21 protein-coding genes and 1 pseudogene are annotated in these 22,854 nt (G+C 60.5%); 11 read left to right on the forward strand and 11 right to left on the reverse strand.

Going from position 1 to position 22,854, the window contains the following annotated elements; genetic code table 11:
- Window positions 1–96: 96 nt before the first annotated feature.
- A complete protein-coding gene (gene trpS / locus DXD77_RS07855; protein ID WP_117648372.1) occupies window positions 97–1,146 on the forward strand; it encodes a tryptophan--tRNA ligase in 1,050 nt (349 codons plus the stop codon).
- A 331-nt stretch (window positions 1,147–1,477) separates the two neighbouring features.
- On the opposite strand, the gene DXD77_RS07860 is transcribed toward trpS, so the two are convergent.
- The 5 genes from DXD77_RS07860 to pckA form a co-directional block, all read right to left on the reverse strand.
- Window positions 1,478–1,798, reverse strand: coding sequence for an MGMT family protein (locus DXD77_RS07860; RefSeq protein WP_117648373.1), 321 nt, complete (start codon window positions 1,796–1,798; stop codon window positions 1,478–1,480).
- Window positions 1,799–1,877: 79 nt separating this feature from the next.
- A complete protein-coding gene (locus DXD77_RS07865) occupies window positions 1,878–2,732 on the reverse strand; it encodes a DegV family protein (protein WP_117648374.1) in 855 nt (284 codons plus the stop codon).
- A 119-nt stretch (window positions 2,733–2,851) separates the two neighbouring features.
- On the reverse strand, window positions 2,852–3,301 hold the full coding sequence (locus tag DXD77_RS07870) for a MarR family winged helix-turn-helix transcriptional regulator (RefSeq protein ID WP_022093866.1): 450 nt from the start codon (window positions 3,299–3,301) through the stop codon (window positions 2,852–2,854).
- Between the two features lie 173 nt (window positions 3,302–3,474).
- Window positions 3,475–4,194 carry a B3/4 domain-containing protein gene (locus DXD77_RS07875; RefSeq protein ID WP_089572051.1) on the reverse strand — a complete coding sequence of 240 codons (720 nt, stop codon included), beginning with the start codon at window positions 4,192–4,194 and terminating at the stop codon, window positions 3,475–3,477.
- A 227-nt stretch (window positions 4,195–4,421) separates the two neighbouring features.
- Window positions 4,422–6,092 carry a phosphoenolpyruvate carboxykinase (ATP) gene (pckA, locus tag DXD77_RS07880; RefSeq protein ID WP_199408627.1) on the reverse strand — a complete coding sequence of 557 codons (1,671 nt, stop codon included), beginning with the start codon at window positions 6,090–6,092 and terminating at the stop codon, window positions 4,422–4,424.
- Between the two features lie 351 nt (window positions 6,093–6,443).
- On the opposite strand from pckA, the gene DXD77_RS07885 reads away from it, so the two are divergent.
- On the forward strand, window positions 6,444–8,018 hold the full coding sequence (locus tag DXD77_RS07885; RefSeq protein WP_233506775.1) for a lipopolysaccharide biosynthesis protein: 1,575 nt from the start codon (window positions 6,444–6,446) through the stop codon (window positions 8,016–8,018).
- A gap of 317 nt (window positions 8,019–8,335) precedes the next feature.
- Here DXD77_RS07885 and DXD77_RS07890 read toward each other — a convergent pair whose 3' ends face one another.
- A complete protein-coding gene (locus DXD77_RS07890) occupies window positions 8,336–9,175 on the reverse strand; it encodes a metallophosphoesterase family protein (protein WP_055252016.1) in 840 nt (279 codons plus the stop codon).
- 253 nt (window positions 9,176–9,428) lie between these two features.
- On the opposite strand from DXD77_RS07890, the gene DXD77_RS07895 reads away from it, so the two are divergent.
- Window positions 9,429–11,030, forward strand: coding sequence for a potassium/proton antiporter (locus tag DXD77_RS07895; RefSeq protein ID WP_117563970.1), 1,602 nt, complete (start codon window positions 9,429–9,431; stop codon window positions 11,028–11,030).
- 21 nt (window positions 11,031–11,051) lie between these two features.
- Here the strand turns inward: DXD77_RS07895 and DXD77_RS07900 are convergent, their stop codons facing one another.
- A complete protein-coding gene (locus tag DXD77_RS07900; protein WP_117563971.1) occupies window positions 11,052–11,243 on the reverse strand; it encodes a hypothetical protein in 192 nt (63 codons plus the stop codon).
- 112 nt (window positions 11,244–11,355) lie between these two features.
- Between DXD77_RS07900 and DXD77_RS07905 the strand changes: the two genes are divergently transcribed.
- The 4 genes and pseudogenes from DXD77_RS07905 to DXD77_RS07925 all read left to right on the forward strand — a co-directional run bounded on the left by DXD77_RS07905 (window position 11,356) and on the right by DXD77_RS07925 (window position 15,950).
- Window positions 11,356–11,715, forward strand: coding sequence for a nucleotide pyrophosphohydrolase (locus tag DXD77_RS07905; protein WP_199407885.1), 360 nt, complete (start codon window positions 11,356–11,358; stop codon window positions 11,713–11,715).
- Window positions 11,708–13,450 (forward strand): annotated as a pseudogene (locus DXD77_RS07910) (DNA/RNA helicase domain-containing protein). Before DXD77_RS07905 ends, DXD77_RS07910 begins: the two are co-directional and overlap by 8 nt.
- Window positions 13,451–13,592: 142 nt before the next feature.
- The gene (gene serC / locus DXD77_RS07920; RefSeq protein ID WP_117563974.1) at window positions 13,593–14,717 is read left to right on the forward strand and encodes a 3-phosphoserine/phosphohydroxythreonine transaminase; all 1,125 of its coding nucleotides are present in this window, start codon (window positions 13,593–13,595) and stop codon (window positions 14,715–14,717) included.
- 69 nt (window positions 14,718–14,786) lie between these two features.
- Complete coding sequence (locus DXD77_RS07925) at window positions 14,787–15,950, forward strand: phosphoglycerate dehydrogenase (RefSeq protein ID WP_117563975.1); 1,164 nt, start codon at window positions 14,787–14,789, stop codon at window positions 15,948–15,950.
- 347 nt (window positions 15,951–16,297) lie between these two features.
- On the opposite strand, the gene DXD77_RS07930 is transcribed toward DXD77_RS07925, so the two are convergent.
- The gene (locus tag DXD77_RS07930; RefSeq protein ID WP_147325431.1) at window positions 16,298–17,104 is read right to left on the reverse strand and encodes a hypothetical protein; all 807 of its coding nucleotides are present in this window, start codon (window positions 17,102–17,104) and stop codon (window positions 16,298–16,300) included.
- Between the two features lie 397 nt (window positions 17,105–17,501).
- Here DXD77_RS07930 and DXD77_RS07935 point away from each other — a divergent pair, with 397 nt between their 5' ends.
- The gene (locus DXD77_RS07935; RefSeq protein ID WP_117563977.1) at window positions 17,502–18,722 is read left to right on the forward strand and encodes a M20 family metallopeptidase; all 1,221 of its coding nucleotides are present in this window, start codon (window positions 17,502–17,504) and stop codon (window positions 18,720–18,722) included.
- Window positions 18,723–18,761: 39 nt separating this feature from the next.
- Window positions 18,762–19,451, forward strand: coding sequence for a DUF1015 family protein (locus DXD77_RS07940; protein ID WP_117563978.1), 690 nt, complete (start codon window positions 18,762–18,764; stop codon window positions 19,449–19,451).
- 129 nt (window positions 19,452–19,580) lie between these two features.
- Here DXD77_RS07940 and DXD77_RS07945 read toward each other — a convergent pair whose 3' ends face one another.
- The 3 genes from DXD77_RS07945 to DXD77_RS07955 all read right to left on the reverse strand — a co-directional run bounded on the left by DXD77_RS07945 (window position 19,581) and on the right by DXD77_RS07955 (window position 21,530).
- Window positions 19,581–20,216, reverse strand: coding sequence for a histidine phosphatase family protein (locus DXD77_RS07945; protein ID WP_117563979.1), 636 nt, complete (start codon window positions 20,214–20,216; stop codon window positions 19,581–19,583).
- Between the two features lie 17 nt (window positions 20,217–20,233).
- The gene (locus tag DXD77_RS07950; RefSeq protein ID WP_055252053.1) at window positions 20,234–20,776 is read right to left on the reverse strand and encodes a histidine phosphatase family protein; all 543 of its coding nucleotides are present in this window, start codon (window positions 20,774–20,776) and stop codon (window positions 20,234–20,236) included.
- Between the two features lie 82 nt (window positions 20,777–20,858).
- On the reverse strand, window positions 20,859–21,530 hold the full coding sequence (locus tag DXD77_RS07955) for a nitroreductase family protein (protein WP_117563980.1): 672 nt from the start codon (window positions 21,528–21,530) through the stop codon (window positions 20,859–20,861).
- Window positions 21,531–21,763: 233 nt separating this feature from the next.
- On the opposite strand from DXD77_RS07955, the gene DXD77_RS07960 reads away from it, so the two are divergent.
- Both DXD77_RS07960 and DXD77_RS07965 read left to right on the forward strand, forming a co-directional pair.
- Window positions 21,764–22,366 (forward strand): HdeD family acid-resistance protein, encoded by a 603-nt coding sequence (locus DXD77_RS07960; RefSeq protein ID WP_117563981.1) that lies wholly within the window; start codon window positions 21,764–21,766, stop codon window positions 22,364–22,366.
- Window positions 22,367–22,849 (forward strand): DUF188 domain-containing protein, encoded by a 483-nt coding sequence (locus DXD77_RS07965; protein WP_117563982.1) that lies wholly within the window; start codon window positions 22,367–22,369, stop codon window positions 22,847–22,849.
- The last annotated feature ends 5 nt before the right edge of the window (window positions 22,850–22,854 follow it).

A 22,854-nucleotide genomic window follows, 5' to 3' on the forward strand; every position in this document is an offset into this window, starting at 1 on the left:
ACATGCCGCCGCTCTCCCGCCCCTCGCGTACTTACGCCCCGACCCTCCAATAAACGCGTTATCATCTTGACCCATGAACATACGTTAGGAGCAATCATGCCAAACGAGAACAGCTACGAAGTCGCGCTGCAAAAGAGCAACGCCATTCGCGAGGGCCTGGCCAAAACGCCCGAGAAGTTCACCATGCTCACCGGCGACCGCCCCACCGGCCGTCTGCACCTGGGTCACTACTTCGGCACCCTCAAGGGCCGTGTTGAGCTGCAGAACATGGGCGCCAAGACCAACGTGCTCATCGCCGACTACCAAGTCATCACTGACCGCGATACGACCGAGCACATCCAGGACAACGTGTACAACATGGTCATGGACTACCTTGCCTGCGGCATCGACCCCGACAAGACCATGATCTACGCGCACTCCGCCGTACCCGCCGCAAACCAGCTCATGCTGCCGTTCCTGTCGCTGGTCTCCGAGGCCGAGCTGGCGCGCAACCCCACGGTCAAGGCCGAGATGGAGGCCTCGGGCCACGAGCTCACCGGCCTTCTGCTCACCTACCCGGTGCACCAGGCCTGCGACATCCTGTTCTGCAAGGGCAATGTGGTGCCCGTCGGTCGCGACCAGCTGCCGCACATCGAGCTCACCCGCACCATCGCCCGCCGCTTTAACAACCGCTACGGCAAGGTGTTCCCCGAGGTCGACGCGCTGCTGTCCGAGACCCCGCTGCTGCCCGGCCTGGACGGTCGCAAGATGAGCAAGAGCTACGGCAACTCCATCAACATCTCGATGACCGCCGAGGAGACGGCCAAGCGCATCAAGAAGAGCCAGACCGACTCCGAGCGCATGATCACGTTCGATCCCGAGAATCGCCCCGGCGTGTCCGGTCTGCTTTCGACGGCCGCCATCTGCACCGGCCGTTCCGAAGTCGAGATTGCCGAGGAGATTGGCATGGGCGGCTCCGGCCAGCTCAAGAAGTACGTGACCGAGGCCGTCAACGAGTACTTCGCGCCGATCCGTGAGCGTCGCCAGCGCTACGAGAACGACCTGGATTACGTAAAGGACGTCCTGCACGAAGGCAACCGTCGCGCCAACGAGATCGCCGAGCAGACCCTGGCCGAGGTTCAGGACGCCATGGGCATGGTGTACTAGGCAAAGCGCCTTCGCACAACATAGACGGTGAGGCTGAATCCTCACCGAAACAGGAACAGGCCCGCTGGCAGATAGTTGCCAGCGGGCCTGTTCCCGAAGTACACCGTTGAATCGCACAGAGGGGAGGAATGCGAATCAAACTCAACAGGGCAGGCTTTTTCATCGCCTATTGCCTGCTCCGTTGCTGAAAACAATATAGTTCACCGTGGTTTACTTTGCTGCGACAAACCGCGCCGCCATACCTTCTCCATAAGTTAACCTCGGTAAACCTGCCAAAACCACCACAAAGGGGATAGGCACCTTTGTGGTGGTTTAAGCCACGGCAGAGCCGCTAGAGTCCTGCAGGCCAGCGACAGGCGGCCAAGTCGACGTGCATGTCGTCCTTAAACGCCACACCCTCCCCTAGCAAAAGCTCACGTTGAGCATCGGGACCGCCAAAAGCAAAACTATCGCATATGCGGCCATCGGCAAACACCACGCGGTGACAGGGAATCTCGCCGGGGCGCGGATTGCCATGCAGGGCATACCCCACGTACCGCGCACTTCGTGGACGTCCAGCAAGCAGCGCCACCTGACCATACGTGGCGACCATCCCCTCGGGAATCTGCTCGACCACCTCGTACACCCGCTCAAAAAAGCCCTCAGACGCCATTGCTCGCTCCCTTCCACCCGGAATAGCATAAACCACCACAAAGGTGCCTGTCCCCTTTGTGGTGGTTTTGGCAGGTGGGCTAGTTAACGGGCTGGAAGAAGGCTACGGCTACGGCGCCGGGGCCTACATGGGTGCCGATGGTGGCGCCGATGGTGTGAACGGGCAGTTCGCCCTCGGTGTGGCCAGCCCACAGTGCCGCGCTGTCCTCGATATACTTCTTGAGCACCGCATCCGAAAGGCCCGTATAGCCGAGCGCCAGCGGCATGGAAAAGTCGATGCCGCCTGCCTTTTCGACCTTCTGGTTGAGCAGGTTACGGCCGTTCTTGGAACCGCGCGCCTTGCCCAGCTGCACGATCAGACCGTCCTCGGCAGCCACGACCGGCTTCACGTTGAGCAGCGTGCCCACAGCGCCCGCCGCAGCAGACAGGCGGCCGCCGCGCACCAGGTACTCCAGCGTTTCGAGCAGGCCGATGACGACCACGCGGTCGCGCACGGCCTCGACAGCATCCGCGATCTCAGCCGCGCCGCGGCCCTCGTCCACCAAGCGCAGGGCATACTCGACCAGCACGCGCTCGCCCAGGGTAACGTTATTGCTATCCACCACGTACACATCGCCGCCCGGGGCCTCGGCAAGTGCGGTGCGGGCACTCTGATTGGTGCCCGAAAGCTTAGCGCCCACGGTAATAATCACAGCCTCATCGCCGGCCTCACGCGCCTCGGCAATCGCCTGCGAAAACGCGTACGGGTTGACCTGGCCGGTCTTGGGCAGCTCATCGCGTTCCACGAGCATCTCGTAAAAGCGCTGGTGATCGATGTCGACGCCATCCATGTACACATCGGTGCCAAAGGTGACGGACAGCGGCAGAACATGCAGAGCGGGGTGCTCAGCCGGCGACATATCGCTTGCGGAATCGGTAATAATGCGGACGGACATAACGAATCCTTTCTTGCGCAGGTCCCGCGCGGGGAATTTTGACAGCAATGCCCCGGCACGGCATACGCGCTCAAACGGGACTATGCAGTTTTTAATGGGAAGCAAATGCCTTGGCGGCCTTAGATCTCACGCAGGGTGTTGAGAATCGTACGCAGCGACGCATACATCTGCTCGCGCTGCTCCACACCCATAGCCTTACCGGTGGTGTCGAGCACCTCGCGAATGATGCGGTCCGCCTCGCTCATGCTCTCGCCGCCCAGAGCGGTCAGGCGCACCGGGGCACGATACTTAACGGCCGCATCACCCGAGTCGTCGACCTCGACGTAGCCGCCCTCCTCCAGATGCGCGAGCGTGCGCGAGACGGCGGCACGGGTCACGCCTGCCATGCGAGCCAGGTCAGCGCCAGTCAGGCCGTCCTTGCTGCGCTCAAGATAGTACAGGCACATAACGTCGGAGCCCTTGAGGCCCAGCCTTGCGCCCTCGGATGTCTTAATGCGCTGGATCTCCTTGTAGAGCCCGCTGATCAGTCCGACAAAGTCCTCGAAACGTGTCTCGTCGTTCTGCTGCATGGGAGACGACCGCCTTTCGCTTACATGATGCTAACGGGTAAACATCTTAGCCGCACGAGGCAACACCCATACCCAAATATCCCATTTGTTAACCCATCAACATAAAAACCACCACAAAGGGGACAGGCACCTTTGTGGTGGTTTTGACCGGCGAACATGATCCGCAGGCGTCGTTACAGTTCCACGCAGGGATTGTCGCGGGTCACAAGCGTCTTAACGACAACCGTCGCTCCCAGATAGCGCTCGAGCAACTCGGCGAGACGATCAACGGCAGCCTGGCAATCCCCCATCCGCTCGGGCTCCGCGCACTCAATCGCCAGGAATGCATCGGCCGAATCGTCGGACAGCGCCGTGCGAACGCCATCGCGCCAGTTCCAGCAGCGGCATACGGCGCCCGCATCATCGATGTAGGCGAGCTCGCCGGGCAGCGTCGGGTCATCTGTTTCCTCGCCAAGTGGCAGGAACGCATCGCCGCCGTCAGTCACCTTCAAGCGAAGATCCCCCTCAATCGTATGCAGGTCCTCGCCGCCAACGGGCAGCGCGTAGGTCAGCGACACCGTGTTGTAGATGTCCACCGCGGGCGTAATGTGGCCCACCGGTTTGCCCTTGAGCACGCGCTTGAGCAGGTTCTCAATTGAGCAACGCGCGCCCTTTTTGGTCTTGAACAGCCGATAAGCCTCGCGCCATGCCTTGACCGGTGCGTTCTCGCTGATAGTATCGCTGGTCAGATGACGCTCCGCGTCGATATTGGCGCGGTCGAGCAACGCCGCAATCGCGTCCACGTCCTCTTGAGGAATCTGAGCCGCGGGCTTCATGCCCTTTACGACCACAACACCGACAGCCGCCTGCGGAAATAGCTCCCAAAACGAATCCTCGGCAATAAAGCTCTTCATGCGCTCTCCCTTCATCGTGCGCGCCCGAGCGAGGGCGCCTAAACAAAAAGCGCCCTTACGACGGCCACCTTCAAAGTCCTACGGTGCCGCCACAAGAGCGCTTACGCTGCCCCCATCCGGAGAAGGGAGCGATATGTCAGGCGTATTGTAACCCGAGTCATCCGCGCGAGTAAAACCACCACAAAGGTGCCTGTCCCCTTTATGGTGGTTTTGGGTCTGAAGCAACGCTAGTGTCGGAGTCCCAGCAGGCCGCGGCCGCGATGACGGGCGTCGGCGTGCACCTGAGCGTGCGGACCGGCGGCCTTCACGGACTCGGGCAGGTGCGAGTACTTCTTCTCGAAGTTCTCCTCGAACATCACGGCCAAGTTGTGCGCCGCCTCGTCGTAGCGCGCGGTGCTCTGCCAGTACTGGCGCGGCACCAGGATGCCGTCGGGCACGCCGTGGCACGTGGTAGGAATGTCGACGTTAAAGATATCGTCATGCACGAATTCGCTGTCCTCGATGGTACCGTCGAGGGCGCGGGCCACCAGGGCGCGCGTGTAGGCAAGCTCGATGCGATGGCCCACGCCGTAGCCGCCGCCAATCCAGCCGGTGTTGACCAGGTACACACGCGTGCGGCCGTCGGCGATGCGCTCACCGAGCATCTTGGCATAGACCATGGGGTCGAGCGGCATAAACGGCTCGCCAAACAGCGAAGAGAACGTGGGCGTGGGCTCGGTGACGCCGACCTCGGTGCCGGGGATCTTAGCCGTAAAGCCCGTCACGAAGTGGTACATGGCGGCATCGGCCGTCAGGCGTGAGATGGGCGGCAACACGCCAAAGGCGTCGCAGGTCAGGAACAGCACGACGCTTGGAGTGGTGCCCATGCCCTTGGTCCACGCGTTGGGAATGTGCTCCACAGGGTATGCCACGCGCGTGTTGTGCGTGATCGAGATGTCGTCGTAGTTGGGCTTGCGGTTCTCGTCGAGCACCACGTTTTCGCAGATCGCGCCAAAGCGGACAGCGTTGAAGATCTCGGGCTCGTGGAAGGCGTCCAGGCCCTCGCATTTGGCGTAGCAGCCACCCTCGATGTTAAAGATGCCCATGTCAGACCAGCCGTGCTCGTCGTCGCCGATCAGCAGGCGCGTGGGATTGGCCGAAAGCGTGGTCTTGCCGGTGCCGGACAGGCCAAAGAACACGGCGGTCTCGTGCGTGACGGGATCCATACTGGCCGAGCAGTGCATGGGCAGCACGTCGTCCTCGACGGGCAGCAGGTAATTCATGACGCTGAAAATGGACTTTTTGATCTCGCCGGAGTAGCCGGTGCCGGCGACCAGAATCACGCGCTCCTGGAAGTTAATGACCACGGCGGCGCTGGAGTTGAGGCCCTTGATGGCGGGATCGCACTGGTAGCCCGGCGCGGCGAGCACACAGAAGTCCGGCTCGCCGGTGCGTGCGATTTCACGGGCAAGCGGGCGGGCGAGCATCTGCTTAATAAAGAGCGCCTGGCTGGCACGCTCGCAGGCGACAAGCAGACGACGCGTATGGTTGCGGTCGGCACCGGCCATACCGCGAGTGACGAACACGTCGCGCTCGTTGAGATAGTCGACGATGCCGGCCTTGATGGCCTCGTAGCTCTCGACAGACAGCGGGCGGTTGACGGCACCCCAGGCAATCTTGTCGTGAACATCGGGGGTGTCAACGATAAAGCGGTCATTAGGCGAGCGGCCAGTGCGCTCCCCCGTCTCGATCACCAGCGCGCCGTTGGAGGCCATACGACCTTCGTTGCGACGGATGGCGTGCTCGACGAGCTCGGCTGCCGGCAGGTCGACCAGCAGGCGGGGCTGGTTCTCGGCAGGATCTTCGACCAGCGTAATGCCAAAGTTGGACAGAACTTCTGCAGGGGTAATACCTGGCATGGGGCCTCCTTTAAAAGCGCGACACGTGGACGAGGCGCGCACTTTACTCACGTAAAGCCCGTTGTACCCGATATGCAAAAACGTTTTTGCGGCAACGGCGAAGCGCCCGCCCAACGGTCAAAAATCGCACGCAAGCGGCCTAGTCGTTAGGGACACTCTTGAACAGGCAACAACCAAGGAGCGACCCCGGATCCGGCACTTAGGGACGTTCCCAAAGTGCCGGCACATAAGGAACGTCCCCAAATGCCGTCTACTGAATGGCGCCGCCGAAATTATCGAACAACCTGTTCAAAAACACGAACGAACACCGTCGCGTCTATACTAGAGCGCAGCAATAGAAAGGACTCCGCTTTGAGCATCACGCCCATCGATAGCATTCGCCGCGCCATCGCCCGCCGCAATGGCGTCGCCGACCCCACCGTATCGGACGGGGCGCACGGGCAGGGCGGACGCATCGAGAACGGCCTGTTCCCCGCATCGCACACCGCCGAGGAGCTCGCACGAATCCAAGAGCTAAGCCAGCGTAACGCCGGCGGTCCCGACAGCAGCCAGGTCACACGCCGTCGCCGCGAGCGCGATCGCCAGCCCGGCCCCATCCACCGCATGGTCAATGCCTGGTGGAACCGCCTGCTCGGAGCCGTCTACGGCGGCGGCTTCTCCACGCAAGAAGCCGAGTACGAAGATCACGCCACCCGTCGCGACTACCTTTGGAATACCCTGGGCACCGCCGTGTGGGGCATGGTGTTTCCGTTGCTCACCATCGTGTCCACACAGCTCGTGGGCGCCGAGGAGGCTGGCAAATTCTCCATCGCCTTTGTCACCGGCACGCTCATCATGATCGCGTGCAACTACGGCGTGCGCAATTTCCAGGTCTCGGACATCGACGAAAAGACGTCCTTTGCCTCTTACCAGCTCAACCGCTGGATCTGCGGAGCGCTCGCGCTGGCATGCGGCCTGGTATACAGCAGCGCCCGCGGCTACGATGCGCAGATGGCCACAATCGGCCTGGGCGTCTACCTGTATAAGGTGATCGACGGCATTGCCGACGTGTACGAGGGACGCCTGCAGCAGGCCGACAAACTCTACCTGGCCGGCATGAGCCAAACGCTACGATCCGTCGGCGTCATCGCGGTCTTTAGCGTGGCACTGTTCCTCACGCGCAGCATGCCCATCGCCGCCATGGCCATGGGCATCGCCGCGATTGCCTCGCTCGTGCTGGTCACCGCCCCGCTCGCCCTGCTCGAAACCGAAAAATCACGCCGTATGAGTCTGCGCGAGGCTGGTCACCTGTTTATCCAGTGCGCCCCGCTCTTTGGTGCGCTGTTCCTGTTCAACCTCATCGAGAGCATGCCCAAGTTCGTGATGGAAGGCACACTGGCCTACAAATACCAGCTGTACTTTAATGCACTGTTCTTTCCAGCGCAGGCTATTTTGTTGAGCATTGGATTTATCTATAAACCGCAGCTCCTACGTCTGTCGAGCATTTGGGCGAATCCGCGCAAGCGTCGCCGCTTTGACTTGATTATTGTTGCCGTTATGGCACTGATCGTGGTCATTACCGGAGCGTGCGCCGCATTTATGGCAGGCCCCGGCATCCCCATCATGAGCTTTATGTACGGCCTCAACTTTGAGCGCTACCGCACGCTGGCACTGCTAATGGTTGTCGCCGGCGGCGTCACCGCGGCAATCGACTTTATCTACGCCATCATCACGGTGTTGCGCCACGCCGGCGATGTCACCAAGATCTACCTGATCTGCTTCGCCGTAAGCGTGGTGCTGCCGGTGATCCTGATTAAGCTGCTGGGTCTGATGGGCGCCGTGGTGAGCTACCTAGCCATCATGGCCCTACTCCTGGTGCTGCTGATAATCGAGTACGCCCACATCCGCCAGCGCATCGAGCGCGACCGCAACCCCTACGGCGCCTAATTAGCTGCCCCGGTCACCGGAATTTGCGATGGAATCGCCCCGGCTGGGGTCTCGTTGAAGACAATATGCATTACGTAAAACTAAGTGAGTAGATTTTTACCGAATCCCTGACCACACCGACAGAGCACAAGTCTGTGACCTGCGGTTTTATTGAGGCAAATATGTTGGGTGCTCGGCATTTCCAAAAAAGTCTACTCACTTAGCCAGCGGGCAGCCAAATGATTATTTAATCCCCGTCCCAGAGAAATCAATTAGCGGGCAGAAGGGCAAGAGTAGTCAAAAAAGCCCCGTCCCAAATTAGCTACCACTTGCACCGATTATTCGCCCGGGTTGATGTTCGCGTAGAACTCCGCCCCATCATCGAGCCGCAGGATGCCCACGCGACCGAACTCGGAGCCGGTGGCGGCGGCGCAGTCGATGTCGATGCGATCGGGCACGCCGGCGGTATCCTCGCCACCCAGGCGCACAATCTGCCCGCGGCCCGACTCCTCATCGAGCCCCGCCAGGCCGCCAACCTCGCAATAGCGCCCAAGCGACACCGTGGGCGTGTGGCCGCTCACCACGACCGGGCCCTCGCCCTCGGCAGAAAGCAGTCCCGTCGGCGCATCCCAATAGCCGTGACGAATCCACAGCAGGTCATCGGACGACTGCACGGCGAGCATTTGCCGCAGCAGCTCGCTATCGGCATCGACCGCTCCCCTGCCGTCACCGCAATCGACACCATGCTCAAGCAAAAACGCGCGCGCCGCCTCGGTCTGGATGCCGGCATGCACCAGCAGGTACGGGCGCTCCTCGGTCTCGGCCACCGCGTAGAGCGGCAGCGCGGCCATCCATCGCACGAGCTCCTCGTATGCCTCAAATTCCATGTCGTTGAGCTGCTCGCTCGTCGTCCAGCCACCGTTGATATCCCAGGTCTCGGCATCGAGCGGGTCCTGGCCAATGATGGCATCGAGCATGATCTGCTCGTGATTGCCCTTGAGCACGTGGGCGTTGGGCAGCGAGCGCACGAGCTTAATAACGCCGACCGGATCGGGCCCGCGATCGATCATGTCGCCCAGCACGTACAGCGTGTCGTCGGACGTCAACGAGATCTTAGACAGGGCCTCGTCAAGCGCACGCACGTGCCCGTGAGCATCAGATGTCACATAGATCGCCATGGTACGCCTCTCCTTGCATTGCGGTCTAAGCCCGGCGCCGCAACTAAAACTTCAAGTTGAACTTAAACGTTACCCATTGTACTCCGTTGCAATAAAGCTGGAAAGGGTTTCCGAGCAGAGGCAAAGACGGCAGCCGTCTATGACGATATCGCGCACGCCCGTAATCCGCCCCCATAAACCCACCACCTTTGGGTACAAATAACCGCAGACAACTGACCGTGCCACGCCAACCACCCAGGAGCGGACACTATCCATGAACCAGATACTTCTCTTTATCGGCCTCGTCATCATTTTGTGCCTGACCATCAAACCCGTCGGCAAAAAACTCCCCTTCCCCACCCTCCTCATCTTTATTGCGCTCGGCATGCTGCTCGGCGTCAACGGTCCGGCGCACATCGACTTTAGCGACTACGCGCTCACCGAAACCGTCTGCAGCACGGCGCTGCTGTTCATCATGTTCTACGGCGGCTTTAACACCAACATCGACCGTGCCAAACCCGTCGCCGCGCCCGCTGTGCTGCTGAGCACGCTCGGCGTTATCGCCACCGCCGGCATCACTGGCGTGTTCGCACACTTCGCACTGGGCTTCGACTGGATCGGCGGCCTGCTGCTGGGCTCGGTCGTGGCGTCGACCGACGCGGCGAGCGTCTTTAGCGTGCTGCGCGAGCACAACCTGTCGCTAAAGGGCGGCACCGACTCGCTGCTCGAGGTCGAATCGGGCTCCAACGACCCCGTCGCCTACATGCTCACCGCGGTACTCGCCACCCTCGCGGCGGGTGGCAACATCGACATTCCCGTGCTGCTGGCCAAGCAGATCATCCTGGGCGTGGGGCTGGGCCTTGCCATCGGCTGGATATCCAGCCGCCTGATTGAGCGCGCACACGCAACGGCCGAGGGCGCGCAGACTATCTTTTTGTTCGCCGTGGCGATCGTCGCCTACGCACTGCCGAGCTACCTGGGCGGCAACGGCTTTTTGGCCGTATACCTGGCAGGCATTGTGCTGGGCGCGAGCGACATCACCGGCAAGGTCGAGATGGCGCACTTCTTTGACACCCTTACCGAGATGGCCGAGATGACGATCTTCTTCTTGCTCGGCCTGCTCGTCACGCCCGCGCGCCTGCCGCAAATGCTGCTACCCGGCCTGGCGCTCATGGCGTTTATGCTCTTTGCGAGCCGCCCCATCGCCGTCGGTCTGCTGCTGGCGCCCTTTAAGACGAGCCCTCGCCAGGTTGCGCTCGTAAGCTGGGCGGGCTTGCGCGGCGCGGCTTCGGTCGTCTTTAGCCTCTTTGCTGTGGTGGCCGGCGTTCCCGGCGGACACGACCTATTTGACCTGGTGTTTGTGATTGCCGTATCGAGCATTGTGGTGCAGGGTTCGCTACTGCCGGCGGTGGCGAAGAAACTTGATATGATCGATGCGGCCGGCGACGTGCGCCGCACCTTTAACGACTACCACGACGAGGACGGCATGTCGTTTGTAAAGCTCAAGGTGGGCGCTGGCCATCCGTTTGCCGGGCGCTCGCTCGCCGATATTGGCAGCGCGACGGACATGCTCGTGGTCTTGGTGCTGCGCGACGGGGCACACCCGGTACTGCCCAACGGCGATACCGTCATCGAGGAAGGCGACCTTCTGGTGATGGCAGCCCCAACGTTCGAAGAGCGTGCCGAGGTTACGCTGCGCGAGGTCACCGTGACGCCCCACGGTCGCCTGGCCGGTCAGCGCCTGCGCGACGTGCCGCAGGGCAAGCACCCGTTTATCGTGGTGATGCTCAAGCGCGACGGCCAAACCATCATCCCCGATGGCAACACCCTAATATACGCCGGCGACGAAGCCGTCATCGCCACGCTAGCTTCCTAGCAGCCCGTCCCTCTTCAGCTACTAGCTGTCACCCACAGCAAAGTCGCGGAGGTCGAGGCCTTCGCGTTCGGCTCGGGCTAGGAGCTCTTGGGGCGACTCGTCCTCGATATCCATCACGTCGAGCATGGCAGCGGGAAAGCCCACGCCAGCCGCGCTCCCCGCGTAGTCGAGCAAGCCCTCGCGCAGCTGGTCTACATCAACTTCAATCTTCACGGTGAATCCTCCTACCGGGCAATCGCGGCCGGACAAACCGCACGTCCCAACTGATGTGCAATAAACTCCAGATACGGCCATAATAAAATAATGAACATCAGGGAGGTTACGGATGATGGACAAGCTCACTGCCATGACAGAACAAGTCAGAGATTTTTGTGATGCGCACGATTGGCGCAAATATCACACTCCAAAGGAACTTGCCATCGGCATAGCGACAGAGTCCTCCGAACTCCTTCAGCTTTTCCGCTTTATGAGCGACAAGCGCATTGCAGAAATGTTCGATAGCCCTGATCAGCGCCAAGCCATCGAAGACGAAGTTGCCGACACGCTCCTCTTTCTCCTACGTTTCGCCGATCTAAACGGAATCGACCTCCCAAAGGCGCTCTCGTCCAAACTCAAACGCAACGGCGAGCGCTATCCCGTCGACACCAGCTCCAGCGAATACAGAAAGGCGGCCCACCATGAGTAATGAGTTCGCCCTTCGACAATACACGCTTCCCCTCCCCCAACCCTTCGAGGCAAGCGAATCGCTGCAGGACTTTGGCACGCCAAAGCCCGGATTCCACCATGACGAGAGTTGGCCCGTTCTCTATATTCTGACCAACAGTAAAAACAAAACGGCGTACATCGGTCAAACGACCAATTATCGACGCCGCATGAAGCAACACGCCGCAAACGTGGACAAAGACTTCGACCGGACCCTCCTGATTGACAATCCAACCTTCAATCAGTCAGCAACATTTGAGTTTGAGAATCGACTTATCGAGCTGTTCTGCGCTGACGAAAAATACCAGGTAACCAACGCCAACAATGGCTATGCCCAGTTCGATTATTTTGAGCGACCTCAGTATCGCCAGAAGTTCAGAGACCTCTGGACAAAGCTTCGCGAAGAGAACTATGCGATCCACCCCATCGAAGAGCTCGAGAATACCGACCTGTTCAAATTCTCGCCCTTCAAAACGCTCACGCCCGATCAATACGAAACGATTGAGGCGATTTACAGGCGGCTCGAGCAAGAGCATGAAGACATTAAACACGGCGGTCCCAAGAAAGAGCGCGTAACCGTCGTGAACGGCGCGCCGGGAACAGGCAAAACAATCCTCGCCATCAGTCTCATGTTCAAAATCAAAAATGAGCCGAACCTTTCCGGTCTGCGGGTCGGCTTCGTGACGCCCATGGAGTCTCTGAGCAAGACGCTCAAAAAACTCACGCACTTCCTCCCCGGGTTAAAGCCCGGCGATATCCTGAGCCCCAACGACGTCACAAAAAACGATCGGTATGACGTCTTGCTTGTCGACGAGGCGCACCGACTGGGAAACTACTTATCCGCCGGCGCCGGCATCGGAGCTTTCTACAACACATGTGAACGACTCAGCTTGCCGCGCACGAGCAGCCAGGTGGATTGGATTTTCAAATGCTGCGACAAGGCGTACCTGTTCTTTGACCCCAAACAGCAAGTCCGCGCATCGGGACTCAACCGAGATGGCCTTGAGCAGCGACTCAACCAACTCGAAGAAGCCGGCATCGAGACCGAAGAATTCAACTTGAGTACCCAAATGCGCGTGCGTGGCGGCGATGAGTACCTCGATTTTGTCTACGACCTGCTTGATAACAAAGCGTACATGCATGCCGGCATGAAGTTCAAAGCACTCTTTTCATAGGAGCCTTACGATTCGCGAGCCGGGGATCCGGACAGCGATATCCCCAGATACCAGTTTGGAATCGTCGACCGATTTGAGGACTTCTGCTCTCTGCAGCAAACCAAGGAAGAAGAAGTTGGTCTATCCCGCATGATGGCAGGCTTTGCGTGGAAGTGGGAAACGAAGAATAACAAAGATGCGTTCGATATCGTCATCGAGGGCATTCCCAAACGCTGGAACTCAACCCAGAAGGATTGGGTTAACTCCGCCAACGCCGTCAACGAAGTCGGATGCATTCATACGGTACAAGGCTACGACCTCAACTACGGATTCGTAATTCTGGGTCCCGACATTTACTACGATTCGAACAAAGATGCAGTCAACGTTAACAGGGCAAACTTCAAAGATGCCGTTGCCAAGAAAAAGGCAAGCGACGATGATCTGCAAAAGATCATCGTCAACGCCTACTACGTCCTCATGACGCGCGGCATGTTAGGAACGTATCTCTATGTGTGCGACCCCGCGCTCAAAGAGTACCTGTCACGGTATATCCCGGCGATATAGACCTTGCGACCGCCCTCCCCCATGTAACCATCCTGTAAATCATAGCGGCGCACTCGAGTTTTACCGTGATGCGGTCGCGCCTAGCGCTCCACTGTGCTAAAGTATCCCGAACGTTCAAACGACTACGAGGGGGAACTAGAAGATGGCACGTGTGCACAACTTCTCAGCTGGCCCGGCCGCACTGCCCACAAGCGTGCTCGCCGAGATCGCCGACGAGATGATGGACTACCGCGGTTGCGGCATGTCCGTGCTCGAGATGAGCCATCGATCTAGCATGTACCAGCAGATCATCGACGACGCCGAGGCAACCCTACGCCGCCTGCTGAGCATCCCCGACAATTACCGTGTCCTGTTTTTGCAGGGCGGCGCCACGCTGCAGTTTGCGGGCATCCCCATGAACCTCATGCGCCGCGGGCGCGCCGGCTACATCGTGACCGGCAACTTTGCCAACAAGGCGTACAAGGAGGCCGCCAAGTACGGCGAGGCCGTGCTGCTCGCGAGCTCCGAAGACACCAACTTCGACCGCATCCCCGACATGGCCGACATCAACGCGCGTATTGCCGCCGAGGCCACGGGCGACGGGCTCGACTACGTCTACATCTGCCAGAACAACACCATCTTCGGCACCATGTACCACGAGCTGCCCAACTGTGGCGATGTGCCGCTGGTCGCCGATGTCTCGAGCTGCTTTCTGTCGCAGCCGCTCGACGTTGAGCGCTACGGGCTCATTTACGCCGGTGCGCAGAAAAACGCCGGCGCCGCGGGCGTGACCGTGGTCATCGTGCGCGACAACCTGATCGCCGACGACCCGGCCTTTGCGCAGACGCCGCAGTACCTGAACCTTAAGACCCAAGCCGCCAAGGGCTCCATGCTCAACACGCCCAACACCTTTGGCATCTACGTGTGCGGCAAGGTGTTCCATTGGGTTGAACAGACCGGCGGACTTGCCGCCATGGCCGAGCGCAACTGGGCCAAGGCCAACCTGCTCTACGACCTGCTCGAGAACAGCAAACTATTCCACGGCACCGCACAGACAGACAGTCGCTCCATCGCCAACGTCACGTTCCGTACCGGCGATGCCGACCTCGACGCCGCCTTTGTCGCAGGCGCGGCCGAGCACCAGATTCAAAACGTCAAGGGCCATCGCCTCGTCGGCGGCATGCGCGCCAGCGTGTACAACGCCGTCACCATGGAAGACGTGCAGGCACTGGCCTCGTATATGAAGGACTTCGAAGCGCAGCATAGTTTGAGTCCGCGATCTAACTAGCCCGCAACGAGCGGGCCGACCAGCCACTTCAAACCACTTGTTATAAACAAATCCGCTAAGGAGTTTTTCATGCGCAAGATTAAAACCATCGACGACATTACCAAGGACGGCAAAGTCGAATTTGGCGAGGGCTACGAGTTTGTGGGCACCGCCGAGGAGGCCGACGCTATTCTGATGCGCTCCACCGACCTGCACGGCCACGAGCTGCCCGAGGGCATCCGCGCCATCGCCCGCTGCGGCGCCGGCGTCAACAACATCCCCGTCGAGGAGTACGCCAAGAAGGGCGTCGTCGTCTTTAACTCCCCCGGTGCCAACAGCAACGCCGTCAAGGAGCTCGTCCTGGGCATGCTGGTGCTTTCGAGCCGCGGCGTCGTGCAGTCGATGAACTGGGTGCGCAACAACGCCGACGACCCCGAGATTCAGGTCGATGCCGAAAAGGCCAAGAAGGCCTTTGTGGGCCGCGAGCTCAAGGGCAAGCGCATCGGTGTCATCGGTCTGGGCAACGTGGGCTCCAAGGTCGCCAACGCCTGTGTCGACCTGGGCATGGACGTTTACGGCTACGATCCGTTCATTTCCGTCGAGCACGCGTGGGTGCTGAGCCGCGAGGTGCAGCGCGTGGGCACGCTCGAGGATCTGTGCCGCGGCTGCGACTACCTCACCGTGCACGTGCCCAGCAAGGCCGATACCATCGGCATGATCAGCACCGAGCAGATCGACCTGCTGGCCCCGGACGCCGTGCTCATCAACTACGCGCGCGAGACCATCATTGACGAGGACGCCGTCGACGCCGCCCTGCGCGCGGGCAAGCTCAGCTGGTTTAGCTGCGACTTTGCCACGCCCAAGACCGTCAAGATGCCCAACACGTTTATCACCACGCATTCGGGCGCCGGCACCGGCGAGGCCGAGGCCAACTGCGCCGACATGGCCATCAGCGAGCTCAAGGATTACCTGGAAAACGGCAACATCGCGCACAGCGTCAACTACCCCGCCTGCAGCATGGGCAAGGCGCGCGCCGCAAGCCGCATTGCCTGCCTGCATGCCAACGTGCCCAACATGATCGGCCAGATCACGGCCATTCTCGCCAAGGACAACGCCAACGTGCAGCGCATGACCAACGAGTCCGCTGGCGAGAACGCCTACACCATGTTCGACACCGATGAGCACCTGGACGGCAGCACGATCGAGGCACTTAAGCAAATTCCGTCGATGTATCGTGTGCGCGTGATTAAATAGCGCCGGCGCCAATCCTGCCAGACAGACCACGAAGCCCATTCGGCCCCCGTTTTCACGAAACGGGGGCCGATTTTGTTGCTCCGGACGACTTTAAAATGATACCCAGAACAAGTTTTTTCAGATAATCGATAGTGAGGCTCAAGTCGCTAAGCACACCCGCTTTGATAAACAGCTTTATCAGGGACTTTAGTAGGTAAAAATCGATCTCTATGTGCCGAATGTAAGTTGACTGTCCATTTTCCGAAACAACTTATTCTAGATAGCATTTTTAAGGCCCCTCCAAGGCGAAATATAAGTCTTTTTGTGACCAAAACTCTAGTCCGCGCGACCGTTTTCCACCCGCGCGGCTACATTCCTGCCCAATCGATAAAAATCTCCTCACGAAGCCGCCGTTCGAGCTCCTGCTGTCGCGGCGTCTTGTCTTTCAGCGGCACATCGAGATAGGACATGATGAGCTCCATCACCACGCGGAAGGCATCGAAGTCGGCCAGCTGACCATAGGTCATCAGAACGACGGGATATCCCATGGCTTGCAAGGCCGTCGTTCGATCGGAGTCCGAAATCTTGGATTCTATGGATCCGTGAATGGCTTTACCTTGGCATTCAACCAGACACTCTCTGCTGCCGTCCTTATTTGCCAGCAGGATATCGGCATAGCGCCTATCAAGCCCCGAAATCAGGCGGGCACTGCGCGTCAAGCGAATCTCGACGTTATTGGTAAGGCGCAGCCCTTCGCCGCCGCGCAACCTCGTAAGGCCAAACAGCATCGAAGCCTGGACCTCGAGCGGCGATGCCGCCACCCCCGTAATGCATTTCGCGGCACGCGTGAACGATTTAGCGCCGCGGAGCCCCGGGATCTTATCGACGTACTCGGTAAGTTCAGAGAGCTCAATCAAGGGAGGTCGTTTCCACAAGTCTGTTGGATTCCCCGAGGTATCCTTTACGTTTTCCCAGCCCGACCGTGCGTCACCCCACCGGCCCCCGTATGCCTGCTCAAGTGCCGACTTTACCTGAGGCGCAATCTTGCACACGGCAAAGGTGCCGCACATCTCATACATGCACATGATCAGACGCTCGTTTGAGACCGAGGAAGCCAGGGTCAGCAGGGTAAAGAGCGGGGACGCGACATCGAGGCCAAACTCCGTCTGCCGCACGGAATCAAACGGCCTCTCCCCGTTCCAAACATGCCTGACAATGCGATCGCCCTTACGTCCGCAGCTGCCCTGCGCCAACACGTGTAACGGGGTGCCCAGGAAATGCGTGACGAGCGGATGCTCACATAGGTGCTCCCTGCGCGGATCGTCCGCAGAATCGGGCAGGTCCGGCATTATTGCCAAGACCTGTGGAGGTATCCGGTGATACCGAAAGGCAGATATGTCGCACAGCATGTCGTCCATGAAGGGTACGTACCCGCTGCGTCGCTTGTGAACCCGCCCGGACGGCAAACGCGCTGGCTCGGCCTGCGAACGGTAAATACTGCCACGCCCACGTCGCGGATCTCTCAGGAGGCTTACAATCGGTTTGGAAAGCAAACTGATTGTGAGGTTGCATATGGTTGATGAGGATTTTGCCTGGCGGCTTGCGCAGGAGCTTGTGCGGATCGACAGCTCAGACCCGGGCGCGTATGAGGATGAAATTGAGCGCTTCATTAAGAGGCTCATTGAGCAGCAGCTGGCACAACTTGATAGTTCTGCGCTCGATGCCGTGCAGATTGAGGAGCTCGAAGTGCTGCCCGGGCGCCGCAACCTTAAAGTCACCGTGCCGGGCCAAAGCGACGAGCCGCGGCTGATCTATATCTGCCACATGGATACCGTCACCTTGGGCGATGGCTGGGACGCAGACATCGAACCGCTTGGGGCGGTTGTGCGCGACGATAAACTCTATGGCCGCGGTGCCTGCGATATGAAGGGTGGCCTGGCCTGCGCCATTGCCGCACTGGTCCATACGCTCGAGCGCGTGGCGGCGGATGGCGCGCTGCCACGCCGCGGCTTTTCGCTCATCTGCTCGGTCGACGAGGAAGACTTCATGCGCGGCTCAGAGGCCGCGATCGATGCTGGCTGGGTCAGCTCGCGCGAATGGGTGCTGGACACCGAGCCCACCGACGGACAGATCCAGGTGGCGCACAAGGGGCGTACGTGGTTCGAGATTGAAATGGCTGGCGTGACGGCGCATGCGAGCCAGCCTTGGAAGGGCGCGGATGCCGTCGCCGCCATGGCCGAGGTCATGTGTTCGCTTCGTCGCGCGTTTGCGGCGCTGCCCGCGCACGATGAGCTGGGGCCTTCGACCATCACGTTTGGCCAAATCGAGGGCGGATATCGCCCCTACGTCGTACCCGACCGCGCCAAAGTCTGGGTCGACATGCGCCTGACCCCGCCGACCGATACGGCCGCCGCAATCAATATGGTCGAGCATGCCATCGCCGTCGCCGAAGCCGCCGTTCCCGGTTGCCATGGCAGCTACACCGTGACGGGCGACCGCCCCGCCATCGAGCGCGACCCGAACTCTCCCCTTCTAGCAGCGCTCAAGCGTGCCGCCGATGACGTAACGGACGCGGACACGACCGTCGGCTTCTTTACCGGCTACACCGATACCGCCGTCATTGCCGGCAAGACAGGCAACCGCAATTGTATGAGCTACGGCCCCGGCTCGTTGGCGCTCGCACACAAGCCCGACGAGTATGTGCCCCATGCCGATATCGTTCGCTGCCAAAACGTGCTCATCGCGCTTGCCGATAACACGCTCTGGGACGCAAGCGGCCAAGTTGGGGCATAATAAGCCGCGAACAAACCGACTCGCGCGTTAGGACCGCCCATGAAAGCACTTCCGTTTCCCTGCATCCGCCCGGCTCAGGACCGTGTGCTCGAGGCGCTGCCTGCGATGGGCGGTATCCTGAGCGGCAACGACGCCCTGCGCGGCGCCATTGCTGACGGCCTAATGCTCAAGGATCCAGGCGCGGCGTATTACGTGTACGAATGCTCGGGCGAGCCGGGTCGCGCGACGGGTGTCGTGGCGATTTGCCCGGTTAACGTACTGACGGGTAGCGACGAGGCTGCCGCCGAGAGCGTCGACGCACTCGCCGCCGCGCGCGCGATCGCCGAGCTTAAGGTGCAGCCGCGCCCCGTGTCGCTCGCCTACGAGGCGTCGCCCGTCATGGATATCATTTTGAGCGCTGCCAAAGAGGGCGCATCGCTCTACGCCGTCACCGATCCCGCGGGCGTCACACATCGCGTGTGGGAGGTCAAGCGCGAGGACGCCGTTGCCGCCATCCGTGCCATGCTCGATCAGGCGCCCGACCCGGTGTTCGCCGGTGACTCCGCCTATGTCGCCGCACTGGCTGGGGCATCGCAGATTCTGGCCGACGAGGCCCGCGCTGCCGGCGCCTACTCTGGCAAAGAGCCGTTCAACTTTGCTGTAGCCGTGCTGTTCCCCGCCGCGCAGGTCAGCGGCAGCGCGCCGCAGGTTCCGACGGGTCTGCTCACTCACCAGGTCTCACGGTTCTAGCGAACTCAAACGCTAAGCTGGAAAACCCAGCATCCAAACAAACAAGGGGCGGAGATGCAGCAAACGCATGCACCTCCGCCCTTTTCGCATCAAACAATTACGCCGGTAAACCGGGCCGCAACGTCAGCGTTATCCACGCTGCGGACCTGCCGCCGCCACGAGCGGCTCTAGCCCCAGCTCGCGCGCGTAGTCTTCCTGCGTAAAGACTTCGACCAGTTCAAACGTATCGGCCGCATCGTCAAACGCAAAATGCAGCACTGAGCAGTTGCCCGGCACGCGTTCGCGCTCGTCGGCCGCCGCGCCCCGCACGTGGTCCAAAAACTCCTTGATAGCTGAGCCATGACTTACCGCGAGCACGCACGTATGGTCCGGACGCTGCATAAGATCGGTCAGCGTCGCCACCATGCGCGTGCGCACCTGGATCTGGCCCTCGCCGCCAAACTGCCGATAGAAGTCGCGCCACGGGCGCTCGGGCATAAGCATCACGCGCTCGGCCTCAAAGTCGCCAAAGAACCACTCACGCAGGCCGTCCAGGCGCTCGTACGCCAAGCCCGGCCACAAGTTGGCGATAGTCTGCTCGGTGCGATGAAGCGTAGAGGTGTAGGCATGATCGGGCTCAATGCCGCGCGCACGTAAAAACATGCCGGCGCGCGCCGCCTGGTCGCAACCCAACTGCGTAAGCGGCGAGTCACTCCACCCCTGAATGATACGCTTAAGGTTGAATATCGTCTGTCCATGACGGACCAGATACAGATCTTTATTCATAGGGGTCCTTTCGTTCGTTACCAACCCAAGAGCGAAAACGCCCCGTCGCAATAGCCAAAATGAAGCACGGCACCGTTGTCGGGTAGCTCTCCCCCGCCAGTCACATACTCAAGAAACTCCTGGCAGGCTGAGCCGTGGGAAACCGCCAGCACGCAGTCGTGCTGCGGCCGGGCCATAATACGGGACAGCGCCGCGACCATGCGCGACTGAAGCTGCACTTCCGACTCGCCGCCAAAGGCCACCGGATAATCGCCCCAGGGCTGCGGCGGCATCTCGCGATTTGATGTGCCCTCCAGCGAGCCAAAATGCCACTCACGCAGGTCATCGACCAGCTCAATGGAACGGCCCTCGCCAACGATAAGCTCGGCCGTATGCCGCGCCCGGCCCAACGGCGAGGAATACACATGATCAAAGGCCACGCCACGCGCCGCAAACGCCGTACGCGCCGTCAGCGCCTGCTCGCGCCCGCGCGCCGTAAGCGGCGAATCGTGCCAGCCCTGCAAAATGCTCTGCACATTGAGCTCAGTCTGCCCATGCCGCACCAAATACAGATCTGCCACACGCTCTCCCCTCGTACCACCACAAAGGGGACAGGCACCTTTGTGGTGGTTTACCGTCTGATCACGCCGCGGTGACGCTCAGCTACACCAGCACGTCGGCGAGCGGGCGCTTGGGTACGTGGTGCACCTGCGCATCGTCACGCCAGTAATTAATTGAGCCGTCGGGGTTGGAATCGATCGCATCGATCATCTGCGTCTCGGCCGGCACGCCAAAAGCCATGATCAGCTTGAGCTCATACTTGTCGTTATCGAGCCCCATAGCATCGATCGCGTGGGGCGTAAAGGCCTTGAACATGCAGGCTGCCACCTCGGGCGTGGCGCTGCGAGCGGCGAGCATCATCGTCTGCGCGGCAATGCCCGTGTCGACCTCGGTGATGGGCGCGGCGGGCTTACCCGGAACAGCGCGCTCGGCAAGAATCGCGATGTAGCCGGTCGGACGCTCGCCCTCGGCAGGACCCGACCAATCCTTAAGCGCGCCGGCCCATGCAAGCTCATCAAATACACGCGCGCAATCCTCGGCACCGCTCACCACATGAAAACGCAGACGCTGAGCATTGGCGCCGCAGGGAGCCAGGTGCGCCAGTTCCGCCAGCTCGAGCAAAAACTCGCGCGGCACGCGCATGGACTCGTCAAAACGGCGGCACGTACGGGCGCGGCGGACCAGCGCGTCAAACGTGTCCAGGCCAAGCTTTTCGCAACCCTGCTTTGCCATCGACTCGGCGCTTACCGGCGCCGCGGGAACAGCTTCGTTCATAAGACCCCCAATAAAAGCCAATTGTTCTTAAGAAAATCTAACCTAAAACGTAGGTAATTACACACAGCGGCGCAATGTTCCACACCTGTTGAATATTCCGCATCCAAACGGGAACAAAGGTAACAATTCGGGAAGATGAGGCTCCCATTCGCCCTTCCCGCCCCACGCGACGGCGCCCTTGGGCGATACTGGTTGCAAGAGCTACGGCTTACGCCGCACGGAAAGGAGACATCATGGGCATCTTTAAGAACGATGACAAGCAATCGAGCGCGTTTGGATTTGACGAGAAAAGCATGGCAGGCAAGGCCGTCAAGGCCGTGCGCTGGATTTACGCCATCACGGGCGTCTTGGCGCTCGTCGCCGGCATCGCACTGCTGTTTGCGCCCGCCAAATCCCTCGTCTTCCTGACGACCGTCTTGGGCATCTACTTTGTGATCACGGCCGCGATCAGGCTGTTTACCGCTGTTTTCGAGCCGCTGCTGCCCACCGGCTGGCGCGTTACGAGCATCATCTCCAACCTGCTCATCATTCTGGGCGGCGTCATAATCCTGCGCAACCAGGCCTTCTCGACCGCGACGCTCACCACGCTCGTGGTGGTCGTCGCCGGCTTTGGCTGGATCGTCGAGGGCGTCATGTCGATTCTGGAGTCCGAGCTTTCGTCCAACCGCGCCCTCGCTATCCTGAGCGGCGCACTTTCCATCATCGCCGGCATGTTCGTGTTTATCTATCCGCTGTGGTCGGCCAAGATGCTCGTCATCTTTAGCGGTGCCGCGCTGCTGGTGTTTGGCGTGACGCTCATTGTTCGCGCCATTCAGTTTGGCAAACTGGTGCGCTAGATGCCAAAGACGCTCTTTATTGATGCCGACGCCTGCCCGGTCACGCGCGAGTCGATTGACTGCGCGCGGCGGGCGGGCGTCGCCGTTGTTATCGCCGGCAACAGCACGCAAAACCTGGAACGGCACATTCGCCGCGACGACCCGCGCGATGCCGAGCACGCGCGACGCGGCTTTTGGGTCACGACGCTCGACGTGAGCGTGGGCGCCGACAGCGCCGACTTTGCCATTGTCGAACGCCTGCAGGCGGGCGACGTGGTCGTGACGCAGGACATTGGCTTGGCGAGCATGGTGCTCGGGCGCGATGCCGCCGCCATCGGTGTGCGCGGGCGCGTGTACGACAAGGCGACTATCGACATGCAGCTGTTTATTCGCCACGAGGAAAAGAAGGTACGCCGCGCCGGCGGACGCACTCGCGGTCCGGCAGCATTTACCAGCGAAGACCGCGCCCGCTTTAAACGCAACCTCACCGAGTTGCTGCACTAACCAAG

Source organism: Collinsella sp. TM09-10AT (genome assembly GCF_003436275.1).
Classification (GTDB): Bacteria; Actinomycetota; Coriobacteriia; order Coriobacteriales; family Coriobacteriaceae; genus Collinsella.